Annotated in this window: 29 protein-coding genes, 3 tRNA genes and 1 pseudogene; 18 read left to right on the forward strand and 15 right to left on the reverse strand. The window is 68.7% G+C overall.

What is annotated here, in order from left to right; translation table 11 throughout:
- The first annotated feature begins 72 nt into the window (after positions 1-72).
- Positions 73-624, forward strand: a complete 552-nt coding sequence (locus tag ACYVIP_RS03370) for a TetR/AcrR family transcriptional regulator (protein ID WP_460391823.1) — start codon at positions 73-75, stop codon at positions 622-624.
- A gap of 71 nt (positions 625-695) precedes the next feature.
- Positions 696-1,595 (forward strand): SMP-30/gluconolactonase/LRE family protein, encoded by a 900-nt coding sequence (locus tag ACYVIP_RS03375; RefSeq protein WP_460391825.1) that lies wholly within the window; start codon positions 696-698, stop codon positions 1,593-1,595.
- Here the strand turns inward: ACYVIP_RS03375 and add are convergent.
- Both add and ACYVIP_RS03385 read right to left on the reverse strand, forming a co-directional pair.
- The gene (gene add, locus ACYVIP_RS03380; protein ID WP_460391827.1) at positions 1,568-2,548 is read right to left on the reverse strand and encodes an adenosine deaminase; all 981 of its coding nucleotides are present in this window, start codon (positions 2,546-2,548) and stop codon (positions 1,568-1,570) included. The two genes, ACYVIP_RS03375 and add, sit on opposite strands and share 28 nt — an antisense overlap.
- A 25-nt stretch (positions 2,549-2,573) precedes the next feature.
- A complete protein-coding gene (locus tag ACYVIP_RS03385; RefSeq protein ID WP_460391829.1) occupies positions 2,574-2,822 on the reverse strand; it encodes a hypothetical protein in 249 nt (82 codons plus the stop codon).
- A 133-nt stretch (positions 2,823-2,955) separates the two neighbouring features.
- On the opposite strand from ACYVIP_RS03385, the gene ACYVIP_RS03390 reads away from it, so the two are divergent.
- Positions 2,956-3,028: transfer RNA gene (locus ACYVIP_RS03390), tRNA-Asn, on the forward strand.
- A gap of 23 nt (positions 3,029-3,051) precedes the next feature.
- On the opposite strand, the pseudogene ACYVIP_RS03395 reads toward ACYVIP_RS03390, so the two are convergent.
- The 4 genes and pseudogenes from ACYVIP_RS03395 to ACYVIP_RS03410 all read right to left on the reverse strand — a co-directional run.
- Positions 3,052-3,177 (reverse strand): annotated as a pseudogene (locus ACYVIP_RS03395) (response regulator); the annotation flags it as partial.
- Between the two features lie 451 nt (positions 3,178-3,628).
- Positions 3,629-3,967: a hypothetical protein gene (locus ACYVIP_RS03400; protein ID WP_460391831.1), complete on the reverse strand. Its 339-nt coding sequence runs from the start codon at positions 3,965-3,967 to the stop codon at positions 3,629-3,631.
- Between the two features lie 178 nt (positions 3,968-4,145).
- Entirely contained in the window at positions 4,146-5,240 is a 1,095-nt protein-coding gene (locus tag ACYVIP_RS03405) for a hypothetical protein (RefSeq protein WP_460391833.1), read from the reverse strand.
- Between the two features lie 434 nt (positions 5,241-5,674).
- Positions 5,675-6,157, reverse strand: coding sequence for a hypothetical protein (locus ACYVIP_RS03410; RefSeq protein WP_460391835.1), 483 nt, complete (start codon positions 6,155-6,157; stop codon positions 5,675-5,677).
- 278 nt (positions 6,158-6,435) lie between these two features.
- On the opposite strand from ACYVIP_RS03410, the gene ACYVIP_RS03415 reads away from it, so the two are divergent.
- The 3 genes from ACYVIP_RS03415 (at position 6,436) to ACYVIP_RS03425 (ending at position 9,722) form a co-directional block, all read left to right on the forward strand.
- A complete protein-coding gene (locus tag ACYVIP_RS03415) occupies positions 6,436-7,101 on the forward strand; it encodes a hypothetical protein (protein WP_460391837.1) in 666 nt (221 codons plus the stop codon).
- On the forward strand, positions 7,098-7,835 hold the full coding sequence (locus tag ACYVIP_RS03420; RefSeq protein WP_460391839.1) for a hypothetical protein: 738 nt from the start codon (positions 7,098-7,100) through the stop codon (positions 7,833-7,835). Before ACYVIP_RS03415 ends, ACYVIP_RS03420 begins: the two co-directional genes overlap by 4 nt.
- A 204-nt stretch (positions 7,836-8,039) precedes the next feature.
- A complete protein-coding gene (locus tag ACYVIP_RS03425; protein ID WP_460391841.1) occupies positions 8,040-9,722 on the forward strand; it encodes a fatty acyl-AMP ligase in 1,683 nt (560 codons plus the stop codon).
- A gap of 42 nt (positions 9,723-9,764) precedes the next feature.
- Here ACYVIP_RS03425 and ACYVIP_RS03430 read toward each other — a convergent pair whose 3' ends face one another.
- Positions 9,765-10,274 carry a hypothetical protein gene (locus ACYVIP_RS03430; protein ID WP_460391843.1) on the reverse strand — a complete coding sequence of 170 codons (510 nt, stop codon included), beginning with the start codon at positions 10,272-10,274 and terminating at the stop codon, positions 9,765-9,767.
- 159 nt (positions 10,275-10,433) lie between these two features.
- On the opposite strand from ACYVIP_RS03430, the gene ACYVIP_RS03435 reads away from it, so the two are divergent.
- From ACYVIP_RS03435 to ACYVIP_RS03455, 5 genes are all read left to right on the forward strand, one after another.
- Positions 10,434-10,697: a hypothetical protein gene (locus ACYVIP_RS03435; protein WP_460391845.1), complete on the forward strand. Its 264-nt coding sequence runs from the start codon at positions 10,434-10,436 to the stop codon at positions 10,695-10,697.
- Positions 10,698-10,789: 92 nt separating this feature from the next.
- Positions 10,790-10,863 (forward strand) — tRNA-Ile (locus ACYVIP_RS03440).
- A gap of 559 nt (positions 10,864-11,422) precedes the next feature.
- Positions 11,423-12,487 carry a hypothetical protein gene (locus tag ACYVIP_RS03445; RefSeq protein ID WP_460391847.1) on the forward strand — a complete coding sequence of 355 codons (1,065 nt, stop codon included), beginning with the start codon at positions 11,423-11,425 and terminating at the stop codon, positions 12,485-12,487.
- A gap of 157 nt (positions 12,488-12,644) precedes the next feature.
- The gene (locus ACYVIP_RS03450) at positions 12,645-12,791 is read left to right on the forward strand and encodes a hypothetical protein (RefSeq protein ID WP_460391849.1); all 147 of its coding nucleotides are present in this window, start codon (positions 12,645-12,647) and stop codon (positions 12,789-12,791) included.
- Positions 12,788-13,186, forward strand: coding sequence for a TA system VapC family ribonuclease toxin (locus ACYVIP_RS03455; RefSeq protein ID WP_460391851.1), 399 nt, complete (start codon positions 12,788-12,790; stop codon positions 13,184-13,186). The genes ACYVIP_RS03450 and ACYVIP_RS03455 overlap by 4 nt, the downstream gene beginning before the upstream one ends.
- 39 nt (positions 13,187-13,225) lie before the next feature.
- On the opposite strand, the gene ACYVIP_RS03460 is transcribed toward ACYVIP_RS03455, so the two are convergent.
- Positions 13,226-13,738 carry a hypothetical protein gene (locus tag ACYVIP_RS03460; RefSeq protein WP_460391853.1) on the reverse strand — a complete coding sequence of 171 codons (513 nt, stop codon included), beginning with the start codon at positions 13,736-13,738 and terminating at the stop codon, positions 13,226-13,228.
- A gap of 230 nt (positions 13,739-13,968) precedes the next feature.
- On the opposite strand from ACYVIP_RS03460, the gene ACYVIP_RS03465 reads away from it, so the two are divergent.
- Both ACYVIP_RS03465 and ACYVIP_RS03470 read left to right on the forward strand, forming a co-directional pair.
- The gene (locus ACYVIP_RS03465; RefSeq protein ID WP_460391855.1) at positions 13,969-14,808 is read left to right on the forward strand and encodes a helix-turn-helix domain-containing protein; all 840 of its coding nucleotides are present in this window, start codon (positions 13,969-13,971) and stop codon (positions 14,806-14,808) included.
- The gene (locus ACYVIP_RS03470) at positions 14,805-15,170 is read left to right on the forward strand and encodes a DUF397 domain-containing protein (RefSeq protein WP_460391857.1); all 366 of its coding nucleotides are present in this window, start codon (positions 14,805-14,807) and stop codon (positions 15,168-15,170) included. The genes ACYVIP_RS03465 and ACYVIP_RS03470 overlap by 4 nt, the downstream gene beginning before the upstream one ends.
- A 48-nt stretch (positions 15,171-15,218) precedes the next feature.
- On the opposite strand, the gene ACYVIP_RS03475 is transcribed toward ACYVIP_RS03470, so the two are convergent.
- Entirely contained in the window at positions 15,219-15,728 is a 510-nt protein-coding gene (locus tag ACYVIP_RS03475) for a flavodoxin family protein (protein WP_460391859.1), read from the reverse strand.
- 348 nt (positions 15,729-16,076) lie between these two features.
- Here ACYVIP_RS03475 and ACYVIP_RS03480 point away from each other — a divergent pair, with 348 nt between their 5' ends.
- On the forward strand, positions 16,077-16,661 hold the full coding sequence (locus ACYVIP_RS03480) for a hypothetical protein (protein ID WP_460391861.1): 585 nt from the start codon (positions 16,077-16,079) through the stop codon (positions 16,659-16,661).
- An 87-nt stretch (positions 16,662-16,748) separates the two neighbouring features.
- Here the strand turns inward: ACYVIP_RS03480 and ACYVIP_RS03485 are convergent, their stop codons facing one another.
- From ACYVIP_RS03485 to ACYVIP_RS03500, 4 genes are all read right to left on the reverse strand, one after another.
- Complete coding sequence (locus ACYVIP_RS03485) at positions 16,749-18,005, reverse strand: hypothetical protein (RefSeq protein ID WP_460391863.1); 1,257 nt, start codon at positions 18,003-18,005, stop codon at positions 16,749-16,751.
- Positions 18,006-18,126: 121 nt separating this feature from the next.
- On the reverse strand, positions 18,127-18,693 hold the full coding sequence (locus ACYVIP_RS03490; protein ID WP_460391865.1) for an RDD family protein: 567 nt from the start codon (positions 18,691-18,693) through the stop codon (positions 18,127-18,129).
- A 136-nt stretch (positions 18,694-18,829) separates the two neighbouring features.
- Entirely contained in the window at positions 18,830-19,813 is a 984-nt protein-coding gene (locus ACYVIP_RS03495) for a hypothetical protein (protein ID WP_460391867.1), read from the reverse strand.
- Positions 19,800-20,330 carry a SigE family RNA polymerase sigma factor gene (locus ACYVIP_RS03500; protein WP_460391869.1) on the reverse strand — a complete coding sequence of 177 codons (531 nt, stop codon included), beginning with the start codon at positions 20,328-20,330 and terminating at the stop codon, positions 19,800-19,802. Before ACYVIP_RS03500 ends, ACYVIP_RS03495 begins: the two co-directional genes overlap by 14 nt.
- A gap of 96 nt (positions 20,331-20,426) precedes the next feature.
- On the opposite strand from ACYVIP_RS03500, the gene ACYVIP_RS03505 reads away from it, so the two are divergent.
- Positions 20,427-21,236, forward strand: a complete 810-nt coding sequence (locus ACYVIP_RS03505) for an LLM class flavin-dependent oxidoreductase (protein WP_460391871.1) — start codon at positions 20,427-20,429, stop codon at positions 21,234-21,236.
- Between the two features lie 39 nt (positions 21,237-21,275).
- On the opposite strand, the gene ACYVIP_RS03510 is transcribed toward ACYVIP_RS03505, so the two are convergent.
- Complete coding sequence (locus ACYVIP_RS03510; protein WP_460391873.1) at positions 21,276-21,557, reverse strand: DUF3040 domain-containing protein; 282 nt, start codon at positions 21,555-21,557, stop codon at positions 21,276-21,278.
- A 210-nt stretch (positions 21,558-21,767) separates the two neighbouring features.
- Between ACYVIP_RS03510 and ACYVIP_RS03515 the strand changes: the two genes are divergently transcribed.
- The gene (locus ACYVIP_RS03515) at positions 21,768-23,135 is read left to right on the forward strand and encodes an L-serine ammonia-lyase (protein WP_460391875.1); all 1,368 of its coding nucleotides are present in this window, start codon (positions 21,768-21,770) and stop codon (positions 23,133-23,135) included.
- 21 nt (positions 23,136-23,156) lie between these two features.
- Here the strand turns inward: ACYVIP_RS03515 and ACYVIP_RS03520 are convergent, their stop codons facing one another.
- A complete protein-coding gene (locus ACYVIP_RS03520; RefSeq protein WP_460391877.1) occupies positions 23,157-24,395 on the reverse strand; it encodes an FAD-dependent oxidoreductase in 1,239 nt (412 codons plus the stop codon).
- A gap of 496 nt (positions 24,396-24,891) precedes the next feature.
- Here ACYVIP_RS03520 and ACYVIP_RS03525 point away from each other — a divergent pair, with 496 nt between their 5' ends.
- Positions 24,892-25,758, forward strand: a complete 867-nt coding sequence (locus ACYVIP_RS03525) for an HAD family hydrolase (RefSeq protein ID WP_460391879.1) — start codon at positions 24,892-24,894, stop codon at positions 25,756-25,758.
- Positions 25,759-25,775: 17 nt separating this feature from the next.
- Positions 25,776-25,847, forward strand: a tRNA-Gln gene (locus ACYVIP_RS03530).
- The last annotated feature ends 32 nt before the right edge of the window (positions 25,848-25,879 follow it).

Below are 25,879 nucleotides of genomic sequence, written 5' to 3' on the forward strand. Positions count from 1 at the left end.
CCGTCGGCGGTCCCCGACGGGCGGAACGCTAACGTTGGCGGGCTGAGAAATCGCTGAGGAGGGTGCTTGCGGATGGACGGGGACACTCGCGAGACGATCAGGGAGGTCGCGCTCGAGCTGTTCGGCACGCGCGGCTTCGACCAGACCAGCCTGCGGGAGATCGCGGAGCGGGTCGGGCTGACCAAGGCGTCGTTGTACTACCACTACCCGTCCAAGCAGGCATTGCTGATCGCGATCGTGTCCCCGCTGCTCGACGGATGGCGCTCGATCACCCACGATGCCGAGGACATGGCGCACACGCCGGACACCGTGCGGCACGTGCTGTCCACGGTGCTCGACGTGATGCTGGACAACCGCTCGCTCACCGGGATCATGCTGCGCGACCCGGCCGGGGTGGTCGCCGCCGCCGGATCGTTGTGGCAGGACCTGATCGACCTGGCGACCCGGCTCACCACCTGGCTCGCCGGCCCGGCACCGACGATGGCCGAGCGGCTGCGCGCGATCGCCGCGCTGGAGGTCCTCGGCGCCGCGCTCAGCTCGGTGACCTACCTCAAGGAGGAGGTCTCCGACGACGAGCTGCGCGAGGTGCTGCTCGACTCGGCGCTGGGGGCGTTGCGGCGCTGAACCGTTGGCGCGCACCGTGCGTAGGTTGGGTTTGTCCCCGCCAACTTCGGCGAACAACGAAGGATGTCGTGATGCTTCGACGCGTTGGACTCACCCTGCTCCTGGCCGCGCTCGCGTCTCTCGGCCTGTCACCAGGGGCGTCGGCAACGCCCCAGTTCCCCACCACCATCGCGCTGCCCGACGGTTTTCAGCCGGAGGGCATCGCCGTCGGGCCCGGCCCGGTGGCCTACTTCGGCTCGCTGGCCGACGGCTCGATCTACCGGGCCGACCTGAGAACCGGTCAGGGCCAGATCATCAGCGAGGGCCCCGGCACGCCGTCGGTCGGGCTGAAGACCGACGCGCGCGGCCGGCTGTTCGTCGCGGGTGGTGCCGCCGGTGACGCTCGAGTGGTGGACACCCGAACAGGCGATGTCCTGGCGAGCTACCAACTGGCCACCGGTGCGGCGTTCGTGAACGACGTGGTGTTGACCCCGGACGCGGCCTGGTTCACCGACTCGGTGAACCAGGTGCTCTACCGGGTGCCGCTGAGTGGTCACCGGCTGCCCGCCGAGGCCGAGGTGGTGCCGCTGACCGGTGATCTGGTGTACCAGGAAGGCTTCAACGTCAACGGAATCGCCAGGACACCGGACGGCCGGGGGCTGCTGGTGGTGCAGTCGAACACCGGCTCCCTGTTCCGCGTCGAGCCGTCGGGTGTCACCCATCAGGTGACAGTGCCGGTCACGCTGACCAACGGTGACGGCCTCCTGTTGCGTGGCTCGTCGCTGTACGTGGTGCAGAACCGGTCGAACACGGTGACCGAATTGTGGCTGCGTGGCGACAGCGCGCGGCTGGGCAAGCAGCTCACCGACCCGCGCTTCGACGTGCCGACGACGGTGGGCTACTTCGCCGGCCGGCTGTACCTGCCCAACGCCCGCTTCACCACCACCCCGGGGCCAGACGTCACCTACACCGTCAACGCCGTCCGCGGCTGAGCCAGCCAACTGTCCACATTGGACAACAGGGCGGTGCTGACCGCCGGCGGCGCGGCCGAACTCTCGATGCTGCCCCTGGCGAGCGTGGCGAGCTGGTGGTCGTCGAGGCCGAGGACATCGCGGCAGATCGTGTACTGGCCGGCGAGGCCGGTGCCGAACAGCAGCGGGTCGTCGGTCGCGACGGCCACCGGCACGTTCGCGGCGAGCAAGGCGCGCAGCGGGATCGTCGCCAACTCGTGCACCCCGAACGGCGGGTAGGAGGTCGGGCAGATCTCCAGGGCCACCCGCCGGTCGGCGAGCAGGTCGAGCGTCGCCTGGTCGGTGGCCGCCGAGGTGCCGTGGCCGATGCGGTTCGCGCCGAGCAGCTCGACGCAGGCGCGCACGTGCTCGGCGCCGGTGTAGAAGCCGGAGTGCGGCGTGGTCAGCAGCCCCGCCTCGGCGGCGATCCGGCAGGCCGGGGCGAACTCGGCCACGGTCGCCGGCCGCTCGTCGTTGGACAGCCCGAAGCCGACGACCCCGTTGCCGGCGTACTCGGCCGCGAGCCGGGCGAGCCGCACCGCGTGGTCCGGTGAGCGCGTCCAACTGGAGGCGACGATCACGCCGGTGGGGATCGGCGCGGCGCGCGCGCCGTCGAGGACGGCCTCGAGCGCCGGCCGCAGCCCGCCGAGGACCTGTGCGTAGGAGGTGGGATCGACCTGGAGTTCGAGCCAGCCGCAGCCGTCGCGCGCGTCATCCTCGGCGGCCTCGGCGATCACCCGGCGGATGTCGTCGGGGGTGCGGATGGCCTGCCGGGCGGCGTCGTAGCGGCCCTGGAAGTCGGCCCAGGTGCCGGCCGTGGCTGGCAGGGGCGGCGGCACGGTGACCCCGTGGGTGGCCGCGAGTTCGGCCAGGGTGGCCGGCCGCATCGAGCCGGTGAGGTGCAGGTGCAGGTGGGCCTTGGCGAGCCCCCGCACATCGCGTACGGGGGCCCGGGTTGGCTCACGGCTGGTGGTAGGCCGGTTCACCGACGTCGCGCTGACCGTTGCCGCCCGGCGAGGAGGCCGACCTGGACTTCCCGCCGAACCCGACCCGCTCGCCGACCTTGGCCCGCGCGACGCCGGCGGCGCCCTGAACAGCGGGGTGATCGGCGATCTTGCGGAACGTGCGCATGATCTGGTCGTAGCGCCCACGCCCCGCCTTCGCCCCAAGCACATACCCAACAGCGGCGCCCAACACGAACGCCTTCATGTCATCGCCTCCAAGGCTCGCACTGCTTCGTGGTGCCCATCTTCCCCCAGTTCGGGCCCTGGTGCCGACCGGCGGAGAACCCGGATCCGGCATGCGCTAAAGTTGGCGACTGCCGGACCTGATCCGGCTGCGATCCTCCATAGCTCAATTGGCAGAGCATTCGGCTGTTAACCGAAGGGTTGTTGGTTCGAGTCCAACTGGAGGAGCTGGCGCACGGCACGACCACCCGCAGTGGGTCGGTGGCGTGCGGGCCGGCCAGCTGTTCGGTGGCGCGCAGCCCGTTCAGCCTTGGTATCTGGATGTCCATCAGCGTGACGTCGGGCCGCAGCTTGCGGGCCAGCCGCACCGCAGCCTCCCCCTCGTCTGCTGGTCATCCCGATCGAGCGGCAGCCTGACCCGGGTGTGCCAGCGGGCGCCGGTCCCGCGTCCAGCGTTCCGCCGAGGGCGGCCACCCGTTCGGTCATGCCGATGATGCCGTAGCCAGGGGGCGCGGTGGTCGCCGGCACCGTCGGGCTTGCTGTTCCTGACGTCGAGGTCCGGCTCCGCGCCGTCGAGCCGGACCATGACGCACACGTCCCTGGCGCGTGCCGGGTGGCGTTGGTGAGGGACTCCAGCACGATCCGGTGCAGGAGGTGTTCACTGCCGCGCAACATGCCGACCAGCCTGCGCATGGCGGTGAGCGCCTCGGCGCAGGCTTCCTCGATCTCGCCGTAGACCTCGACCGGCTCCTGCGCGGGCACCGCGGGGTTGCCGGCCAGCGAACGCGCCGCCTGCGTGCGCACGACGATCCCGCTGACGTAGCTGATCTAGGGCCGGCGGCGTTCCCACCGTGCCCGGCGGGGAGGCCCGGAGCCCAGCGTGTTCTCGTGGGCCGGGGCTTGGCGGGTCATGATCGGTGCGTCGAAGTCGGTGTCGTCGATCTCCGGTGCCGGGGTCGTCTCGGGTTCGACGGGGTCGTCCTCCAGGTCGTCGTTCTCCGGCTCGTCGGTGTCGATCAGTTCGGAGAGGATGTCGTCCAGCGAGCGCCCCTCGGCGTCCTTCTTGAGATCATCGCCACGTTCGTGCAGCGTTCGTTGGAGTTCGGTCGCGCCCCCGGTCAACACCTCGCGATAGGCGCCGCTCGTCATGGCGTCGCGTGCCGACATTCGACCAGACTGGACCTCTCTGGCCAACTCGGCGACCACCCGGTTCGAACTCTTCGTGGCGTCCCGGATGATGCGCTCGTGAAGCTTCTTGAGCTTCTCCCGGTCAATGTTCAGCGCTGGAAAGAAGTCAGGTCGAGGTCCGAACAACTGCGCTCATCCCTTCAGGTGGTCAGATGCTTCAGGAAATTTCGGGATGGTGGTAGCTGTTCGTTTCCATGGTCGTGCTGAGGTGCTCCAGGTCGCACTTGGGTACCTCGGGTACGTCGCTGTTGGAGATGATGGTCTCGGCCATCTGCACGACGTTCATCACCACCGTGAGCACAGTGCCGATCTTCGAGATCACGTTGAAGATCGCCAGGCCGATCGCGTAGGCATTGCCCGTGAATCCACCGAGCAACGCCAGGAGCGCGTCAAATGCCAGGTCGACCACCAGATTGACCAGGTCGCTCAGGGTCTGGCTGGCTTCGTAGCAGTATTCCATCTGATGTAGACACTGCTGGTAAAGGGAGTCGAACGCATCGCCTTCGGTACTCGTCGCGTCCTTGAGTGCCAGGAAGTACTTGATCGCGGCGTCGGCCGCGTTGCCTTCCCACACCTGTTCCAGGGTGATGTCGATATGGTCGAACTCCCCGCTCATGCTGTAAACAGTTTCCGAGCATGCCTGCCAGGCCAGCGCGCACCGGGCCCACATTTTCCAGTCGCCGGTGAACCACTCGATGACCCAGTTCACCGCATCGTCGACGGGGGGGATCTCGCGCAGCCAGGCGGCCGCGCTGACCCAGTCGATCAGATATCGGGCCCAGTCCTCGATCTCACTCCCTTTTGGCTCGATGTCGGATGGCTTCTTGTTGATCTCGAGCTCGGACTGGGCGCTGGTGTACTTGAGTTCCGCGAAGGCCTTGTCGACGAAGTCGTCGTCATCCTTGTTCAACGGCGGGGCGACATCGTCCCGGGTGCTGTCGTAGGAGGACTTCTCGTAGGCGTCGTCGAGGCTGGCGGCGTTGGCCTCGTCGGTCGAGCGGTAGTAGTCCGCCACGTCCAGCACGGTCGCGGACGAGTCCCAACCGATGCTGATCATGAGCGCGGTGCGCTCGCTCATCTCCTTGACCTGGTCCTCGTGCTGGCCGGCGAGTGCGGTCAGCAAGCCCTGACCGTGCGTGTCCACCTCGGTCTTGGCGGTGAAGAACTTCTTTACCGCCTCGGCGTCCTCGGCGTAGCCGTCGATCATTTTGGAAAACTTGACCAATGCGTCGGGGTCCACCTTGAATGACATCGATTCTCCAATAACTGTGCGACAAAGACGGGGAGTCAACGCCATTGCGGTGAAGCGGGGATCTTCGTGGCCGCGCCTGACTCGTGACCCGCCACCACGGATCGAGTGCGGGTCAGATGACATCACGGTGCCCAGCCGACGTCGCCCTGACAACCGATATCGCCCAATCTGGGACACTGGGACGTTTCCGACCTCCTGACCTGCGAGGATCCTGGTGTCGTGGGACGTGTCCCGCCGGGATCGCCGACGCGCGCCGGCTACGACGGCACCCCGGAACCGCGGCCTGGCGGAGGCTCGCGGCGGCCCCGGACCACTCCGCGCACCGGGTTCGGGCCGCGGTGCCACGAGTAGCAGCGGGACGGCAACCAGCGCCAATCCGCGCTGCTGATCCACGGTGGGAAATATTGCCGCCCCTCGCTGAAGCCCATCAGGTGCTAGTCGGTCATGGTCAGGATGACGTCCAGGCCCGCGTCCGGGTGGTAGGTCCACGACGCCTCGATCCCGTCCCATTCGGCGTCCTGCATGCCGTCGAGGGCGCGGGTGCCGTTCATCCGGGACGTGACGCTGGTCGGCACGTCGAGGGCCACGAGCACGCAGGTCACGTCATCGAAGGTCGCGGTTCCGCTGCCGTACTCCTCGCCTTCCATGTCCAGCACCAGGGTTGTGCCGCCGTCGCCGAGGTCGCCGGCGGTGCAGCGGTCGTGCGCGGCCTCGATCGGGGACGGGACGTTCGCCGGGTTCGCTGATGCCGAGCCGGGTATCGAGCCGTTACCGCCCGTCACCAGGCTGACGGTGATGATGATCGCGACGACCGAACCGACCACCGCGAACGGGATGAGCCACGGACGGGCGGGTTTCGCCGGCGGCGACGGCGGGTCGGACGGCTGTGGTTGCTGGTCGAGCTGGGGATAGGTCATGACGGCGTCCTTCGCGGAGTGTGAATCGGTGCTCGGGTCCGCGGATCGGGCCGCGCCCCGGGATGCTGTGGACGTCGTCATCGATCACCAGGGCGTGTCACCGAGAGTTACGAAAAACCCGAAAGGCTGGGTTTCCTCACCGTTGTGGGTGAGGTTTGCGGCTTGCTTCGGGGCATCGCAGCGTGCCCCGAAGCAAGCCCGTTCGCGCATTTCGACGGCACGGGCGGTCCTGGAAGCTGTGGTGCGAACGAGCCGACCAGCCAATCGGGAGCCGTGTGATGCCCACCGTGGATGAGGCCTGGACACGTCTTTCCCCCGTGCTCGAGGAGTGGCGCCGGGACGTCACCGATCAGCCGGACAAGTCGTGGGACGAACGCCAGGCGTTCCTGCTCAACCTGCTCGACCTGCGTGAACCTGAGGATGACCCGGCGATCGCCGCGCTCGTGGACCACCTGCGCGAGCTGCCGGAGGACGACCGGACCCAGGTTCTCGGGTCCGAGGAGCTCGAACGGGTCGCCTACGACCTGCTCGTGCGCCACACCCCGGCCGACGAGCCGCCCGCCGCCGAGTACGACCCTGCGGTGTGGAACGAGTACCTGACCACGAACGGGCCGTCCTGGAACGGCACCGACGAGTCCTGGCGGGAGTTCGCCGACTGGTTTCTCTACTACGCCGGCGAACGCGGCGTGACCGAACCGGCGACCGCGCTGATCGAGTACCTGGCGACCCAGCCGGTGCCCGCCAGGATCGAGACGTTCGCGCAGTACGGCGTGGCGATCCAGGCGCCCGCCGACGCCCAGCCGGCCGCCGAGGCCGGGCTGAACACCGCCCTCGCCGAGGCCGTGACCGCGGTTCCCGGTGCGGAGCACCTGTCCGAGGCGGACCTGGCCGAGGTGCTGGCCGAGGTGCGCGACCGCCTGGCGAAGGAGAGGCCGTCAGCATGAGTTCAACCGAGCCGTCCACCGATGAGGTGAAGGCAGCCCTGGTCGAGGACCTGGTGGCCAGGATGGGGGGCACGGCGAACACCTCCGCCGACGCCCGGCCGAGTGGCAGCACTGTCGACCCGACGACCCTGTGGAACAACTTCCTGGCCAGGACTCCGGTGCGTTGGAACGGCGACGGGGCGACCTGGGGAACGTTCTCCACGGCGTTCCTGCAGGAGGCCGACACCTACGGCGTGCGCGACCAGGCCCAGGCGCTGGTGGACGCGGCGGCCGGCCGGGAGGATGGCGGCGTCAAGTACCTCGCGGCGTACGGCCTGACCGTCGACCAGACCAATCAGCCTGATCTCGGCCAGTACGGCACGACCTTGTACCGGATCTCGGGTGTCCATCCGAAGGAGCTGACGGACTCGAGCAAGCCGGGCTGGGGGACCAACGTCTACGCCGCGCTGTTCCCGAACTCGATGGACCCGACTCCCCAGCAGGTCAAGAATCTGCTGAACTCGGCCAGCCAGCAGTCGTCGGGGGCCTTCCTCTACCGCTTCCCGCTGGCCTCGGTGGCGCCCACCAACTACCAGTACATGGACCTGTCGATCGTCACACTGAGGCAGGCGTTCCCGGACTGGGACGAGGCCCTCAAGATGGTGGAGGTGATCTGCGGCGACACCCCCGCCCGGGACCAGATCGAGGTGAGTGTTGGCGGCAACTGGCGGTCCATCACGAACCTGATCCGGTAGTAGGTATCCGTCCCAGGTCCCGACTCGTCACCTACCTGCTTCTGAGTGCGCGGTCGTAGCCTCGTCGGCCTGCCGACCATGGCGGCCAACGAGATCCAACTGTCCTGTCAGGACGTTGACGGTCCCGGACGGTCAGGACCTTTTCCCGAGTCGTTGGGGCCGTTGCCTCACGACAGCGGTTTCCGCGATGCGGAGAATCGAATCGTGGACATTTCCGTCGCGTCCGCGGTGACTCAGGTTCTCCGCCATCGCGCGGACACCGCCGCACACCGCGTGGTACTCCGATTCGTCGAGGATGGCCGGCCCGACCGCACCCTGACCCGCCGTGAGCTGGACCGGGCGGCCGCGGCGACCGGCTCGTGGCTGCGCGGGCGCTTCGCCCCCGGCGACCGGCTCCTGCTGACCTACCCGCTCGGGCTCGACTTCGTCGTCGGCTTTCTCGGCTGCCTCTACGCCGGGATGATCGCGGTGCCCGTGCCGCTGCCCGGACGCGACCACGAACGCCGCAGACTGCGCGGTGTCGCCGAGGACTCCGGCGCCGTCGCCATGCTGACCGACACGGCCAACCGGGACGGCCTCGACGACTGGATGCGGGCGCACGGGCTGGACCTGCCGGTCCTGGCCACCGACGGCCCGCACGCCGACCCGCCGCCGTACTTACCCCCGCCGACCTACCGCCGCGACTCGGTCGCCGTCCTGCAGTACACCTCCGGCACGACCGGCGACCCGAAGGGCGTGCTGGTCACCCACGGCAACATCCTGCACAACGTCGACAGCATGCGCCGCGCGTTCGGGGTGGACGAGACCACCACACTCGGCGGCTGGATCCCGCACTACCACGACATGGGCCTGATGGGTCAGCTGCTGCCTGCCCTGTTGGTCGGCGACTCCTGTGTGTTCATGACCTCAACGTCGTTCGTGCGTAGGCCCTACCACTGGCTGCGGCTCATTCACGACCACCGCATCGAGGTGTCGGCCGCGCCGAACTTCGCCTACGACATGTGCATCCGCCGGGTCGCGCCGGAGTTGATGGCCGACCTCGACCTGTCCTGCTGGCGGCACGCGGTCAACGGGGCGGAGCCCATCCGGCCGCAGACCATCGACGAGTTCGTCCGGCACCTCGCGCCCGCCGGGTTCCGCCGCGAGGCGATGACCCCGTGCTACGGCCTGGCGGAGGCCACGCTGCTCGTCGCGACCACCGGGAGCCGGGGGCCGGCCGTGCTCGACGCGGACGTCGACGGGCTCGCGCGGCACGTGCTGGTGCCCGCCCGCGCCGGCGGACCGCGGCGCGGCATCGTCAGCTGTGGCACACCGCACGACCTGGACGTGCGGATCGTGGATCCGGGGAGCGGCCAACCGGTGCCGGACGGTCGGGTGGGCGAGATCGAGCTGCGTGGCGGCAACGTGTCGCCCGGTTACTGGGGCGCCGCGCCCCGGGACGGCTTTCTGGCCACCGGGGATCTCGGTGCCTTTCACGACGGCGAGCTGTACGTCACCGGGCGGCGCGCGGAGCTGCTTGGCCACCGCGGCCGCGAGCTGTACCCGCACGACATCGAGCACGAGCTGCGGGCCGGGCACCCGGAACTGGCCGGTCTGGCCGGTGCCGCGTTCACTGTGGACGATGACACCCTGGTGGTGGTGCACGAGGTCAAGGGCAGTCGCACCGAGGCGGAGCTGTTGGGGCTGGCCGTGGGGATGCGGCGGACCGCGGCCACGGTGCTCGGGGTCGCGCTCGCGGGTGTCGTGCTGGTCCGGCCGGGTGGGGTCCGGCGCACCACCAGCGGCAAGATCCAGCGGTCGGCGATGCGGGAGTTGTTCCGCGCCAACGAACTCACCGCGCTGTTCGTCCACGGTGGACCGCAGACGAGCACCGGCGCGGCGGCCTGACAGCGAGAGCCGCAAACATTGAAGCGCGGGGAGGCGGAATAGTTATTTTTGGTCGCGTTTGGCGGCCTGCTGGGCCTCCTTGGACACTCTGAGCAGGTCGGCGTCGCCGAAGCCCGCGTTGGTGAACCGGCGGCGCCAGTGTTCGAGCTTGCTCAGGTAGGTGTCGGTGTCCTCGCCGGCGACGAGCACCGAGGTGAGGTCCCGGCGGGCTTTGGCCCAGACGATGTCCAGGTTGGCCTTGCGTGGCTGTTCGGGATCGATCAGGTCGTGGTCGGGGACCGGGCCGCCGTCGAGGATCGACTCCGCGGTGCCGGCGTGCCAGCCGCGGAGGTGGCGGCTCAGGGTTCGGCAGACCTGTTCCACGACGGTGACGCCGACCGTCGGTTCGCCGCGTTCGAGCGCCTCGATGCTGCGGATCCCGAGACCGGTCTCGTCGGCGAACGACGCGCGGTAGCGGTGTCCGATCGCGCGGCGGGCCTGGCCGACGGCTTTGCCAAGACGTTCGCGGGCCTGTGCCGAGTACTCGGCGGTTCGCAGGTTGTGGGACGACACAACTGCAGAATGCCGCAGAGTTCCGCATAACGCCAGCCCTGGCGAGGAGTTGCCTTGATGGTCGTCCATGATTCGATCATGTCATACGTCCGCAGACAGTGTCATTGAGCTGCAGTGACAGCGTTTGACAGATCACGCAGAAGCCCGCAGAATTCCGCTATGCCAATGCTCAACCGGGACCTGATCCGGTTGTGGCTCGAAGACCACAACTGGTCCGTCAAGCGCCTCGCCGAGGAGTGCAGCGCCCTCGGCGAGGACACGTTCCCGGAAGGCACGATGCGCAACGTGGTGAACGGCATCGATCCGATGCGCCCCGGACGGATCAAGGTGATCTGCAAGGTCACGGCCAAATACGGCGATGGCATCCCGTACGCGCAGCTCATTGAGCAGGAGAGTGAAACGGGGCCTCACGGGATCGGGTGAACGTGCCCTGTAACCTTGTCCCGCGGACACGCGGACACGCTCGTGACCGCTTGGAGCCCGCGCGGTAGGGCTCATCCCAGTTCTGGATCCCCGGGGCGGTAGCTCAGTCGGTTAGAGCAGGGGACTCATAATCCCTTGGCCGTGGGTTCGAGCCCCACCCGCCCCACGTTTGGCCTGTTCGGCGCTGGCGCGCCTTCCCGGGGGCCTTTCCTTGTTGTGGGGGGCGACCCCCCACACCCCCACGGTGCGGTTGGTTCCGACCCAGCGTGGTGGTCTCGACCCTGCGTGGTGGTTCCGACCCAGCGTGGTGGCCTCGACCCTGCGTGGTGGCCTCGACCGTGCGTGGTGGTTCCGATCCTGCGTGGTGGTCCTGACTCTGCGTGGGTGGGCGGATCCGGTGTGTCGCGTCTTCTTTGTTGTGGTGGCAAAGTGGGGTGTGGCGTGCTTGATGTTCTTGGTACGACGTGAGTTCTGGTTGTCTAGCTCGGCAGGTTTTCTAATTGCTTCGAGAGTTGAGGTGAGTGTCTATAGGCTGCTGCGGCAGACTGCCGGGCCATCTTGGAGTGCTTGTGGATGTGACGCGGGACGACGATCCGACTCCTGAAAGACCCGAGCTGTCGGGGTGGGCGGTGCCTGCGGTGGTGTCGGATCCCTTCGCTGGGACAGGTGTTTCCGGGCAACCGGAGAACGTTATGGGTCGGCGAAGGCGGGGGTGGGTCCTCTGGTTGGCCGGTGTTGTGTTGCTTGCCGGTGCCGTCGTTGCGGGGTGGTTCATCCTTCAGAGCAGTGCGGACGAGGACAACGCGGCGGCGCCGGTCGAGGCCGTCAGGGCCTATATGGACGCCATCGCGCGTGGCGACGCGTCCACGGCGAACGATCTGGTCGACCCGAAGACGTTCACGGAGGACGTTGATCTCGCCATGCTCACCGACGAGATGCTGGAGTCGGCCGACGAGCGCATCACCGTCCTCGAGGTCACCAGAGGTGATGGGTCGGGGGAGACGGTCGAGGTCACCGTCAAGTTCCGCATCATGGCGGAGACGTTCCAGGATGCCCCTGAAGAGGACGCGCGGAACCTGCCGAGGGAGGCCGTCGACGACTCGGTGACGTTGCGGGCCACCCGCACCGACACCAGTCTGTTCGGCTTCGAGACCTGGGAGGTGCGCGACCCCTTCCTGGTGCCGGTGACGATCATGGCCGGCGGCGCGCCCGCGGAGACGGGTGTGTTCGGCTCGGAGTCGGTGCCGTTGACCGATCTCGGCGCCCGGCAGGAGCCGGACCCGGTGTTCGTCTACCCGGCGCTGTACCCGTTGCGCGGGCCGGATCTCTCCCGACACCTCGAACAGTGGCCGGGCCGCCAGTTCCTGGAGCCCTTCGACGGCGAGCGCCCGGCCGAGGACTCCGCGCCAACCCCGGTAGCGCTGGTCTACACGCCGACCGACGAGTTCCGGGACACGGTGTCCGCCAAGCTCGCCGAGCACGTCAACACCTGCCTGACCGCGTCGCCGTTCCCGCCGAACTGCCCCTCCACGCTGGAGAACACCGGTACCACGACCGTGCGGGTCACCAAGAAACCAACGTTGGACGACCTCATGGCAGACCCGGCGACGCCGCACGCCAAGGGGGAGCCGATGGTGTTCGCGTTCATCGCCACCGGCGATGTCAGCCTCATCAACCTGGCATTTCCCGACGGCCTCCCCCTGCCGCTGATCGTCATGGGGCAGGCCACCGTCAAACCCGACGACAGCCTGACCATCAGCTTCGATCCGGACCCCGGCGCAGGCCGGTGAACACGCCGATGGCACACGACCACCAGACTTGGGACCCATCGTGCATCAACTGTGATTCATGCATGATGTAGTCATGCGAACCACTGTTGACCTACCGCCTGCGGTACATCGTCGGGCAAGCGAACTCGCGGCGACGCGACACCAGTCCCTTTCCGCGGTGGTGGCGGACCTGGCCGTCCGTGGACTTGCCGCGCTTGGTGAGCCGGTCACGGTCTCCACCGACCCGGTCAGTGGGTTTCCTGCCGTCACCCTTGGTCGCCGCGTCACCTCCGCCGATGTTGCTGACGCGCTGGATGACGAGTGAGCGCTGCCGGTTACCTACTCGACGCGAACGCGCTCATCGCGCTCGTGGTGACTGATCATGAACACCATGACCGGGCTGCCAGTTGGGCCGCGAATGCTGGACAGATCGCGCTGTGCCCCATTGTTGAGGGAGCGTTGGTTCGATACCTCCTGCGTGCTGGCGAAACGCACGCGACAGCAACGGAAGTTCTCGCTGCTTTTCGCGCGTCGCCGCGATGTGAGTTCTGGGCGGATGCTGTCTCATACGCGGCGGTCGATCTCACGCATGTCGTCGGACATCGTCAGGTGACCGAGGCTTATCTGGCGGAACTCGCGGTCAGCCGGGGTGGCCAGTTGGCCACGTTTGATCAGGCACTTGCCAAGACGCTCCCGGAGCGTACAGAACTGATTCCATGATCTCGTGGCGGACGGCGCCGGGGTGGCGCAGGTTCGGTATCACTGGACACCGCTTTCCGCTCGTTCGAGGAGTTGGCCACCACCGCGGCGGCGGAGCACCGCCTCGGCCGCGCTGATAGCGCAGTTCAGCTTCTCGGTCGCACAGTCGGCCTCGATCGTGGCGTTCTCGAAGGCTCGTACGGCCGCGTCCGTCGCGTCGGCCCGGACACGTGCCTCAGTCGCGGCCGCGTGGAGCGCGGTGGCCGCTTCCGGGGCTCCCGCACCTTCCGCGGCCGCTGCCAGTTCCAGTGCCCGAGCGGCGGCACGAACGGCTCGCTGCTCCGCTGCCCCGGCCCGCACGCAGCCGTCGTCCTCGACTGTCCATCGGTCAAGGCCGGCCAGCGCGTCGGGGAGTTGATCGCGAAGCGCCTCCACGTGCGTCCGGTCCAGCGCGATCTCGCAGTACGTCCCACTGGTTTCGATCACCAGGCACGCCGACTCGGCACTTCGCCTGGTCCACAGCCTGACCGAGCCGTACCCGTCCAGGGTGATGCTCACCGAATCCGCGTTCATCGTCCATCGCTCCTCAGCTGTCTGGATGTTCCGGCGCCGCCGTCCATCGGCGGGGCCCGGTGACCGGTGATCGTCATGCCTGGCTAATGTGTGCGCTACGGCACGGCAATCATGTTAGGAATGATGTCAGGCATTATTCTGACATGGAAGTAGCCTGATTGGGTGATCACCGTAGGTCGCTCGGCGCAACGGCTGTGAATATGGCGATCGACGAAACGGAGGACCTACCTATGCGACCGACCGTGCGCAGTCGTCGTCTCGGTGCCCGGCTGGGCACCTACCGGCAGCAGAGCGGCCTGTCGGGCACCGAACTCGCCACCCGGCTCGACATCCATCAGGGCACCTGGTCGAAGATCGAGTCGGGCAAGGCCAAGGTGTCCCAGAACGTGCTGACCCGCACCTTCGACGTGCTGAGCATCCCCGCGAAGGTGGCCGGCCAACTGGAAGCGCTGCGCCGCAAGGCGGACGAACCGGGCTGGTGGCAGGACTACGGCGACATCCTGTCCGAAGCCGTGCAGATGCTCATCGAGCTGGAAACCGACGCCTCCTGGATCCGCACCTTCGAAGGCCAGGTCATCCCCGGCGTGCTCCAGACCCGCGACTACGCCGAGCGGATCATCACCGCGGGCTCACCGCACATGCGCGCCGCCGACATCGACCGCTACCTCGAACTGCGGATGCGCCGCCAGCAACGGCTCACCGACGGCCTGCGGGTCACCGCCATCGTCGGCGAAGCCGCGATCCGCCAGCAGGTCGGCGGCCCCGACATGCTGCGCGAGCAGCTTCGCCACATCGCCAGCCTGGTCCGCGAACGCGACGTCACCGTGCAGGTCGTCCCCTTCACCGCCGATGCGCACGCTGCTCTCGGCGATACGTTCGTGATCATCCAGTGGCCCGACGAGGCCGATCCCGAGGCCGTTTACGTGGATGGTGTGACATCCTGGACGGTGCACGAGCGCGGCGGCGTGGTCCGCAGCTACCTGCACGCCCTGGCCTCCGTGCAGAGCCAGGCACTGGCCCCGCGAGAATCGCTGGACCTCATCCACGACGTGATCAAGGACCTGCCATGAACCCCGACTCCCCGCCGACGCCCGCGCGCACCACCTGGCGTAAGAGCAGCTACAGCACCGCCACCGGCAACTGCGTCGAGGCCGCCCCGGCAGCCGACGACGTGGTCATCCGGCACAGCAAACACCCCGACGCGGGCACGATCACCTTCTCCCACCCGGCATGGGCGGCATTCCTGCGCGATGTTCGGGACGGACGTACCGCCACCAACGGAGTCGTCACCATCACCAGGATCGGCACCGACACGCTCGTCACGTCACTCATCACCGAGGTCGAACTTCGCTTCGACGACGGCGAGTGGTCGGCCTTCCTCGCGGGAGCCGACGACGGCGAGTTCGACTTCGCCGATCAGCTCGCCGCCTGATCCCAACAGCCTGCTGCCAGCACTGGTTCGCGTCCAGCGGCCCGATGCTCACGGACCGGTCGTGCGCGGGGTTTGTAGGTTGTCGGCGAAGGTGTTGGCGGCTTTCAGGTCGGTGGCGGTGGGGTGTCCCTTTCGGATGCCGCCGACGAGTTTGAGTGGGAGCCAGGTGTCGAATCCGCGGCACGAGAAGGTGTCCACTACCTCGAAGCCCTTCTTCTTGAGGAGTTGGACCAGGGGGCGGGAGAAGGGGAGGAGATGCCGTGCTTCGGGGAAGCCGCTGGTGGCGAACACGAATGCCTGGGGTTGTTGGCCTTGGGGGAGTGACTTGACGAGCCTGCGCAGGTCTGGGTGGAAGGACCTGAAGTAGATCCCGGAGCCGAAGCCCACCAGGTCGTAGGTCGGGAGCGTTGCCGGGTCGAACTGTTCAGGGGTGACGACTGGGGCGTTCAGGGCCCGGCCCATGACTTCGGCGACTCTTCTGGTGTTGCCGTGCGACACCGAGGTGCACACGATGATGGCCTTCATGATGGATGCTCGTTTCCGGTCGACGTTGGTCACTTGTCCAGACAGACCGCATGCCCGGAATGTGACAACCGCATGCCGTGAAGCGACACACACCGTTCCTGCGCGGCATCGCTCGCCGAGCGGGCGAAGGCCGCGGACCCGAACGTCTCCGCGCTCACGCAGGCCGCGCTGGATGGTGCCCGTGCGGAGTTGGCCGGCGCGGATGACTGAGTCGCCGGCCGAGTTGGCGGCCGGCGCCTGGGCCCGCCGCGCCGGTCTCCGCCTGACCATCGACAGGTAGGTCACTCGCGCGTTTCGCCGTCGCATCGTGCGGACCGGCATCGCGAGGTGGATGCCGCGACTACAGTGCGCGACGTGGCTTGCTGACGGAGGGGAAGCGGGATGAGTGACGGCACATCGTCGGCTGATCGGATCGCTGCGCTTGGAGCGCTGTACGGCGCCGACCGTCAGGATTCGTCGACACTGGTTACCGCTCGGTTGGCGCTGCTTGCTCTGCAACTGACCTACATGGGGCTCGTGGCACTCGCCCTGAACTCCCAGGATCCGGGGGTGGGGCCGTGGGTGGCGGCGTTCAGTCCGTTCCCGCTCTGGTTTCTGCACGCTTATCACCTGATATTGGTGGCGATCAGCATGGCCAGGGTCAAGTCGGTGCGGGTGTTGGAAGACGCGCTCTACGAACAGAGTGGGTTGCCCGCCGAGTTGCGGCCGCTGGTTGGTGGCCGGGCGGGCGAACGAATGGCGGACATCGCACTGCAACCGGTCGCCATCCGGATTCAGACGGTGGTCAGTTATGCCGGCATCGGTGCCGTCATGATCGCGTTCTCGGTCTACGCACTGGTCGTGGCCGGGCAGCGGGACGGGTGGTTGGCGGTCGTGCTCGCGGGGCTGCTGTATCTCTTCCTGTTCGGGTCGGTCGCGGTGGCGTGGCTGCACGTTGTCAGGCAGCCACGTTCGCCCGGTGAGTGAGCTGGCCGAGATGGACGTTGGTGCCCCGCACCGGACATGCCGCGCACGTGTCGACCACGATACGAACGCAGCATGTCTCGGATTCCTTCACCTGTCGGAGATCGCGATGGCCAGGTCGTCGAGTTGCCGGTTCCGCGCGGTGTCGGCCGCGGCGCTTGGCTCGGCGTTGAGGCAGCCCGGTACGTCCTCGGCGGGGTAGCAGTTGTCCGGCTGGTTGCCGCTCACCACGGCGCCGTCCGCCAGCGTGACCTGTGCGCTCAGGGTGTAGATGCCGCCGGCATTGGCTGGCGACGGATTGGCGCCGGCACCCGGACCGCCCGCGGTGTTGTCGCTGATCGTTCCGCCGTTCAGGGTGAGGGTGTCGTAGAAGACGGCGAGACCGCCGCCGCTGCCGCCGTGGCCGGCATAGCCGGCGTATCCGCCGGGGCCGGCGACACCGGCGTCGCCGCCGTGACCCGTCTGGTTGCCGGTGATCGTGGTCGTGGTGATGACCGGGTTCTGTGGCTCACCGGGATCGGTGGACACGAACACCCCCGCACCGGTTCCGCCACTACCGCCGTCGCCACCTCCGCCGCCGTTGGCGCCGCCGTCGCCGCCCCGGGCACCGGGCGCGGTGCGGTTGCCGGTGATGGTGCTGTTGGTGATGTGCAGGGCGGTACCGCTGGTGATGTCGATCCCGCCGCCGAAACCACCCGAGCCGCCCTGGCCGCCCGGCCGTCGGTCGGTGCCGTTGCCGCCGGGGGCGCCCGCGCCGGTGGCGTTGTCGGTGATCACGCTGTCGGTGACGGTCAACGTCGCCGGGCTGAGCGTGTAGGAGGCGATGCCGCCGCCGAAACCGCCGCCGCCGCCTCGGCCGGCCCGGGTGGTGGCGGTGGCGTCGGCCCCGGGCGCACCTGCCCCGGAGGTGTTGCCGGTGATCACGCTGTCGGTGATGGTCAGTGTGCCCCAGTTCTGGATGCCGCCACCGGAGTCGCCGGAGTCGCCGTCGCCGAAGGAGTTGGTGCCGACGCCGTCGGGGGCGTGGCCGCCGGTGAGCGTGACCTCGTTGAGGGTCAGCGAACCCCAGTTGGAGATGAGCCGGAACCGGGGCGCGTTCGGTGCCCGGACGATGGTGGCGTGGTTGCCGTCGATGGTGAGCGTCCCGGTGATCCTCGGCAGGCCCGCGTTCACCGTGGCGTCGGCCTGCTCGGTCAGGGTGTAGACGCAGTTCGGGGTCAGGGTCACCGTGTCCGGGGCGGTGGAGGCGTTGGCGGTGGTGACGGCTTTGACCAGGGCGACCGGGTCACAGGGCACGCTGATGTTGTCCGCGCCGGCCGGTGTCGCGATCAGGGTGAGCGACCCCATGGCGAGCACCGTGGTGGCGGCGAGTCTTCGGGGTCTGGTGCGGTGCGGCATGGAAAGCCTTTCAGTCCAGGGGATGCGCGGTCGGCAGCATCTCACGAACCGAAAAGCCGTCGGTGACGTTTCAGGTGATGCCGGCGGCGCGGAGTTGGCGGGTGGCGGTGGCGTCCACACCGACCCGCACCAGCGAACCGCCAGGCGCCGAACCGCCGCCGGTGAGCGCGCCGGCGATCACGATGAAGAACAACACCGGCATCAGCAGCGTCCTGACCAGCATCGCCCACGGCGCCTTGGCGCCGATTCGGCCGCCGTTCGCGTAGCGCACGAGCTGGGTGCCGGTGAGCACCGCGCCGAGTGCGCGGCCGTTGCGGTAGCACAACCCGCCGTACAGCATCGGCACCAGGAACAGGATCCCGAGCAGGACCGACACCAGCACGCCGTTCTGGAGGTTCGCCGAGTTGTCCACTCCGGCCAGGACGAGCACGCCGATGCCCGCGACGAGCACGAACACGACGAAGTCGACCAGCCAGGCCAGCAACAGCGTCCACTCGCGAGCCTTGACGTACAGCACGCCGTCGCGGAAGGCGGCGAGGCGCTTGGCGGCTCGCGGGCCGACGACCTGTGCGGCCAAGGCGTTGACGCTGTCCTGTGGAATGTGCGGGCGGCTCTGGCCGGGGATCGGGGCGGTCATCGAGCATTCCTTTTCGCGGGCACGACCGGTGACGATATCCGCTGACCATCCGTAGTGGACGGTCAGCCCCCGGTCAGTGGCCGAGCTGTCGCCGGAACAGCGCACTGCTCCGGCGACAGGCCGCGTCCCGCGTCGCCTAGTTCTTGACGAAACCCGGCGGTGGCGTCAGTTCCAGCTTCGCCAGGCTCTCCTCGTTCCTCGGCAGCCAGTCGTACTCGCTGGTCATCACCGGCTCCGGCGGACCGTCGATGACCGTCGAGGTTTGCCGCACCGGCAGGTAGGTCTCGCTGTCCACCCACAGGTCGATCTGATACCCACGCTTCGTGGCGAACAGGCGCAGGTGGTGGGTCTCCCGGTCGCCGATGGTCTCGGTGCCGACCAGCTCCATCCGGCCGTCGTCGATCGCCTTCCTGAGCCCGTCCGCGTTGAGGACGTCGGGCACCTCGAGCTCGATCGGCGGCGACGTGTCGTGATTGGTGGACCAGGTCTTCAGGTCGTAGTCGACACTGGTGTAGTGCACGTCGCCCATCGGTCCGTCGCCCAGGATGGACCGGGCAAGGCGCAGCGGCCCGTACGGCGCCTCGTCCGGGTTCGGCTTGTCCGGGAGGGTGAACTCGCTGTCCGCCGGTTCTCCGCCATCGCCCCGGGGACCGGCGCTTACGTCGCCGGGTTCGGTGATCACCTGGGGCGGTGGGAGCCTGGTGTAGCTGTCCAGGCGGAAGCGCTCGGTCGCCCGGTCCCGCCAGTACTCGTCGTAGCCGGAGTCCATCAGGCTCTTCTCGTGGATGACGTAGTCCTCCGCCGAGCGCAGCGCCTCGATGGCCAGTTGCTGCACCTGCGCGAGGTTGCGCACCTGTGCGGTGGTCGTGCTCACCGGCGGCGCGGCCTGGGTGTCGTCTTTCGGCGCCTGCGTGGTGGTCCCGGTTCCGGCGACGACCACCGCGGCCGCCGCCGCGGCGGCGACCAGTGGCGCGCCGACCGAGGCGCGGATCGTCCAGGTGCGACGGCGGGACTGTCGTTTGTAGACCTCTGACAACACGTCGGGGTCGGCGTGGACGTCGGTCATCTCGTGGCGCAGTCGGTCACCGAGTGCTCGACCGAACTCCTCATCGGCGGACATCGGTCGCCTCCATTTCAGTCTGTGATCCGTGGAAATCCGCGAGTAGCTCACGCAGCCTGGTGAGCGCGCGGGAGGTGTAGGACTTGACCGTTCCGGTCGAGCAGCTGAGCAGCTCAGCGGTCTGCTCGACCGACAGGTCCTCGACGAAGCGCAGCACGACCACCTGCCGTTGCCGCAGCGGCAACTCGGCGAGTGCGTCCAGCACCACGCGCCGGTCGGCGACCCGGTCGTAGCCGGCGTCGACCGCGGGCAGGATGTCCACCTCGGTGGGCATCGCGGCTTCGGCCGGTCGCCGGCTCCGCGCTCTGATCCGGTCCTTGGACAGGTTGACCAGCACCTGCCGCGCATAGGCCTCCGGCGCGGCCCGTGCCTTCGACCACCGCCGCAAGGTGCGTAACAACGTCGTCTGCAACAGGTCCTCCGCGTGCCCGCGATCCCCGGTGAGCAGGAGCGCGGTGCGCAGCAGCGCGGTGGACCTGTCTTCGACGAACTTGTCAAAGCTGGCGAACGTCCGCATGCCCATTCAGAACGCCGGGTCGCGCCGGCCGGTTGCCATGCCGGCAGCGTATTGACCGGCGGAATGGCGTGCCGGCGCCGCGGGTTGGTGCATGACATGACCATCGAACTCGGTGTCGTCCTGCCGACGTCCACACCGGACCCGACCCGACCGATCCTCGGCGATGTCCAGGCGAGCGCGCGCTTCGCCGAGGAGGTCGGGCTCGACTCGGTCTGGTCGACCGACCACCTGGTGGCCAGCGGCCCGATGCTGGACAGCACCGTGGTGCTGGCCGCCGCCGCGGCGGTGACCGAGCGGATCACGGTCGGCTACAACGTGCTGCTGCTCGCCCTGCGTCCGGTCGCCTGGGCGGCCAAGCAGGTGAGCAGTCTGCAGCACGTCTCCGGCAACCGGCTGGTCCTGGGGATCGGCACCGGCAACCCGGCCCACGGGGACATCGGCTGGCGCGCCGCCGGGGTGTCCTACGCGGACCGGGGCGCGTTGACCGACGCGGCGCTGCTGGCGCTGCCCGACCTGGTCGCCGGCAGGCCGACGGACCTCGCGGACGGCGTGCGGGTCGCGCTCAGCCCCGGCGCCACCATGCCGCCGGTCATGGTGGCCGGGGAGGCGCGTGCGGCGCTGCGCCGGGCGGCCAGGTTCGGCGACGGCTGGGCCACTATCGCCGCGTCACCCGAGCACGTCGCGGCGACGCTGGCGGAGATCGCCCGGCTGGCCGCCGACCACGACCGGCCACCGATCAGGGCGACGGTCGTCGCGCCCGAGCTGGCCGACGATCCGGCGGTGGCGGCCGCGCGGCTGTCGGCCTACGAGGCGGCCGGTGTTGAGCGGGTGATCTTCGCGCCGACCGGCGCGGACTGGCGGCCCGGCTACGAGTTCGCCGCGCGGGTGCGCGCGGCCCTGCCCTGAATGGGGCATTGGCGACGCTCAACGTCCTGAATGAGGCATTCAGGGCAGTTGCTCAGGTGGCCGGGGGCGGGTCGCCAGATGCATGGCGACGCCGCCGGCGATCAGGATGACGCCGAGCAGAATGAGTACCGCGGTCGCGGTGAGCGCACCGAGGGTGAAGAACAGGCCACCCGCCACGTCGACCGCGAGCCGGACCGACTGCCGCTCGTGTGGCCGAGGTGGCGACTGGTGGGCGCGCAACAACCTGGCGAGCGTCGGATCATCGGTCTCTAGCCACTGCTCGATCGCTCTGAGCTGCTGGTGTTCGTCATGGCTGAGCATGCGCACTCCATGCACTCGGTGCCCGGCCGCCACTGCCCGGGCCATCCGGCCTGGTTACCCGGCCAGCGCCGAGGGAAACCCTGGTCGAGCGGGAGATTCAGCCGGCATCGTCGGTCGCCGGGACCGTCGGGACCGCCGACGGGCCGGGACTGTGCCAGCCGGCCGGTCGGCGCGGGGAAGCCGAACAACCGGCCGACCTACCATGTGCTGGTGACGATCAGCGTGTTCGACCTGTTCAGCATCGGTATCGGCCCATCGAGCTCGCACACCGTCGGCCCGATGCGCGCGGCGCGCACGTTCGTCGCCGGCCTCGAGGACGACGGTCTGCTGACCACCGTGACCTCGGTGCGCGCGGAGCTGTTCGGCTCGCTCGGCGCCACCGGGCACGGGCACGGCAGCGACCGGGCGGTGCTGCTCGGCCTGGAGGGCGCTGATCCGGAGACCGTCGACACCGACTCGGTGACCGACCGGGTGGACCGGCTGCGCGCCGCCCGGCGGGTCAGCTTGTTGGGCCGCCACGGGATTCCGTTCGACCCGGACACCGACCTGGTGCTGCACCGGCGGAAGAGCCTGCCGGCCCATCCCAACGGCATGCGGTTCCACGCCGAGGGCGCCGGCTGGTCCCGGGAGCGCACCTACTACTCGGTCGGCGGCGGCTTCGTGGTGGACGAGCAGGCCCAGGGCGCGGATCGGATCAAGGTGGACGACACCGAGGTCGCCTACCCCTTCCGCACCGGCGCGGAACTGCTCGCCCACTGCCGGCGCACCGGCCTCGCGATCAGCGACGTGCTGCTCGCCAACGAGACCGCGTGGCGCGACGCCGACGAGGTCGGTGCCGGGCTGACCCGGATCTGGGACGTGATGCGGGAGTGCGTGCACCGGGGGTGTTCGCGCGATGGCGTGCTGCCCGGCGGGCTGAAGGTCCGCCGCCGGGCGCGGGAGCTGCACGAGCGGCTGACGGCGCAGCCGGACTCACCCGACCCGTTGCAGGTCATGGACTGGGTGAACCTGTTCGCGCTCGCGGTGAACGAGGAGAACGCCGCCGGCGGGCGCGTGGTCACCGCGCCGACCAACGGCGCGGCCGGGATCATCCCGTCGGTGCTGCACTACTACGACCGCTTCGTGCCCGGCGCGTCGGCCGACGGCGTGCGGCGTTTCCTGCTGACCGCGGGGGCGATCGGCGTGATCTACAAGGAGAACGCGTCGATCTCGGGCGCCGAGGTCGGCTGCCAGGGCGAGGTCGGCTCCGCGTGCTCGATGGCGGCGGGCGCGCTGTGCGAGGTGCTCGGCGGCACGCCAGAACAGGTGGAGAACGCGGCCGAGATCGGCATGGAGCACAACCTCGGCCTGACCTGTGACCCGGTCGGCGGCCTGGTGCAGATCCCGTGCATCGAACGCAACGCGATGGCCGCGGTGAAGGCGATCAACGCGGCGCGGATGGCCATGCACGGCGACGGCAACCAGGTGGTCTCGCTGGACAAGGTGATCAAGACCATGCGGGAGACCGGCCGGGACATGAAGGTCAAGTACAAGGAGACCGCGCGTGGCGGCCTGGCCGTCAACGTCATCGAGTGCTGAGGGCGGCCGCCCTGGTCTCGGTCAGCGGCGGCGAGCGAACTCCGGGGCGTGCTCGGGACGCAGGCCGATCGCGATCAGATAGGCGGGAACCTTGCGCAGGGCGGGGAACTTCGTGGTCAGCAACAGCGGCGCCTTGGGGAACCCGGCCCGCCTGCCGGTGATCACCGGGCCGACCACCTTGCTCTGCAGGAACCGTTGCAGCGCCTGGGTGACCACCATCGGCAGCCAGCGGCGCAGCCGGACCCTGGCCAGCCGCGCCGGGACGACCCGGCCCGTCCGCAGGTGGCCGGCCAGCAGGGTGGCGGCGGCGACCGCGTCCTGGACCGCCAGGTTGATGCCGACGCCGCCGATCGGGGACATCGCGTGCGCGGCGTCGCCGATGAGCAGCAGACCGTCGGTGTGCCAGCGGCTGAGCCGGTTCAGCCGGACGTCGAGCATCTTGACCTCGTCGAGGGAGGCGATCGTGTCGACTCGGTCGGCCACCGCGGGCGCCAGGGCGGCGACGCGTTCCCGGAACCGCTCGACCCCCTCCGCGCGTCGCCGGGCGTCCGCGCCCTTCTCCAGGAAGTACGCCGCCTGGTAGTAGTCGCCGCGGTTGATCAGCAGGAGGAGCTCGTCGCGGCGGATGCTGGCCTGGATGCCGCTGACCTCGCCGCTGTCCTCGCCGCTGTCCTCGTCGCGGGGCAGCCGGAACCACCAGACGTCGAACGGGACCGGGAACTCCTTGGTACGCATGCCGACCTGGTCGCGCATGATCGAGGTGCGGCCGTCACAGGCCACGGTCAGGTCGGCCATGATCTCGCCCTCGGTGCCCTCCTCGGTGCGGTAGCGCGCGCCGACCACCCGGCCGCCGTCCCGGATCACCTCGGTGACCTGCGTGTTCATTCGCAGGGTGAACGTCGGCTCCTCCTTGGCGGCGTCGGCGAGCAGGTCGAGGAAGTCCCACTGGGGGACCGTCGCGATGTAGTTGTAGGGCGGGGCCAGCCTGCCGAACTCGCCGACGACCGCGACGCCGCCCGCCGGGTTCGGGAACGCGATCCGCTCCAGCCTGCTCTGCGGGATCTTGCGGAACTCCTCGCCGAGGCCGAGCTCGTCGAGCAGGCGGATGGTCGACGCGTGCACGGTGTCGCCGCGGAAGTCCCGCAGGAAGTCGCCGTGCTTCTCCAGCACCTGCACCTCGACCCCGGCGCGGGCGAGCAGCAGCCCCAGCACCATCCCCGCCGGCCCGCCACCGACGACCAGGCACGTTGTCCTCTCCATGACCCCTCCAGATTTCATCGACCGTTGAATAACTCCAGGATGCCTCCGCTCGCCCGGCGCGTCAAGCGATGCCGGTCACGCCGGCCGGGGTGGGGGTGGGCCGGCGTGGTCCTGGCCGGAAATTCCGGGGATTGTCCCGCTGCGGAGGTGTCGCATATCGCCGCTTGAAAGCTCTGGGCAACTCCCGGCCGGGGATTGTGACAAGGTTGCCCAAAGTGCACTGGGGACACTTCCGGAGTGGACGGTTCTGGAGATCTTTGTCAGCGGGTTGTGGCACAGTCCTGCCAGGTCCCCGGTCCAGCCGGGCCGCTGGCGCCGACCGTCCACGCCGGTCGCTCGCGACCGGTTCCTGACGCACCCGTAACGCCGGGCTGACAACAAGCGATACAGCCTAATCAGGAACTGCTGGAGTCGTGCTCACTTAATCGAGCCAGTTGGCTGACTATCACCTCGTTAGCCGAATCGGCGGAGGGTGGCCACGGCCTAGCCTCGCCTGATGACCTTCGGGCTTGTGCCATTCCCCGCCAGCGCCGCCTCGGCTGCTCGCAGGCTGACGCGTGGGGACGGTCCGGAGCACCGGCCCGTGACAATTCACGCGGTATGTCTCGATATCGACGACACTTTGGTCGACTTCACCGCGACCGCGAGAAAAGCGTTGTCCGACATGATCGGCCGCGACGACATGTGGTTGAAATGGCAGCGGACGACCGATGAACATGTCGCCAAGGTTGTTTCCGGCGACCTCGCCTACGCGGATATGCACGAGGCGCGCACGAAGGCCTTCATGGCCGATCTCGGCGCGCTGCTCGACGACGAGCTGGTCGCCGATCTTGAACGCCGGCGGTGTACGCAGCTGCGCACCACCTGGCGGTTGTTCGACGACACGTTGCCCTGCCTCGACTGGCTGCGGGCCGCCGGCCTCAAGCTGGCCGCTGTGACCAACGCCTCAGGCGCGCACCAACGGGCCAAACTGGAGCGCCTGGGCATCAGCCGGTTCTTCGACACGGTGCTCATCGCCGGTGAGCTCGGTGCCGCCAAGCCGGATCCAGTGATCTTCCGCACGGCCTGCGCGCGGATGGCCGTCGAGCCGGCGCAGGTGCTCCATGTCGGCGACCTGCTCGAGGCCGACGCGCTCGGCGCGCGCGACGCCGGGCTGCACGGGGTGTGGCTGAACCGCTCGCTGGACGACGCCCGGCCGGCCACCGGCATCGACATGATCGAGACGCTCGCCGACCTGCCGGAACTGCTGGTTACCGAGTTCCGAACACCCGCGCTGGCCAGTGTGTCGCCGACACAGGGGGATCCGATTTCCGGTCAGCAGGCGGTGTGGTCTAACATCTCTTCCCGGCAGTACGGGAAGTGAGTGGCCCGTGTTGTTAGTGGGGTATGGTGTAATTGGCAGCACGACTGATTCTGGTTCAGTTAGTCTAGGTTCGAGTCCTGGTACCCCAGCAGAGAGACCAAAATCATCTACTGATACGGTT

The sequence above is a fragment of the Actinophytocola sediminis genome (assembly GCF_054779715.1).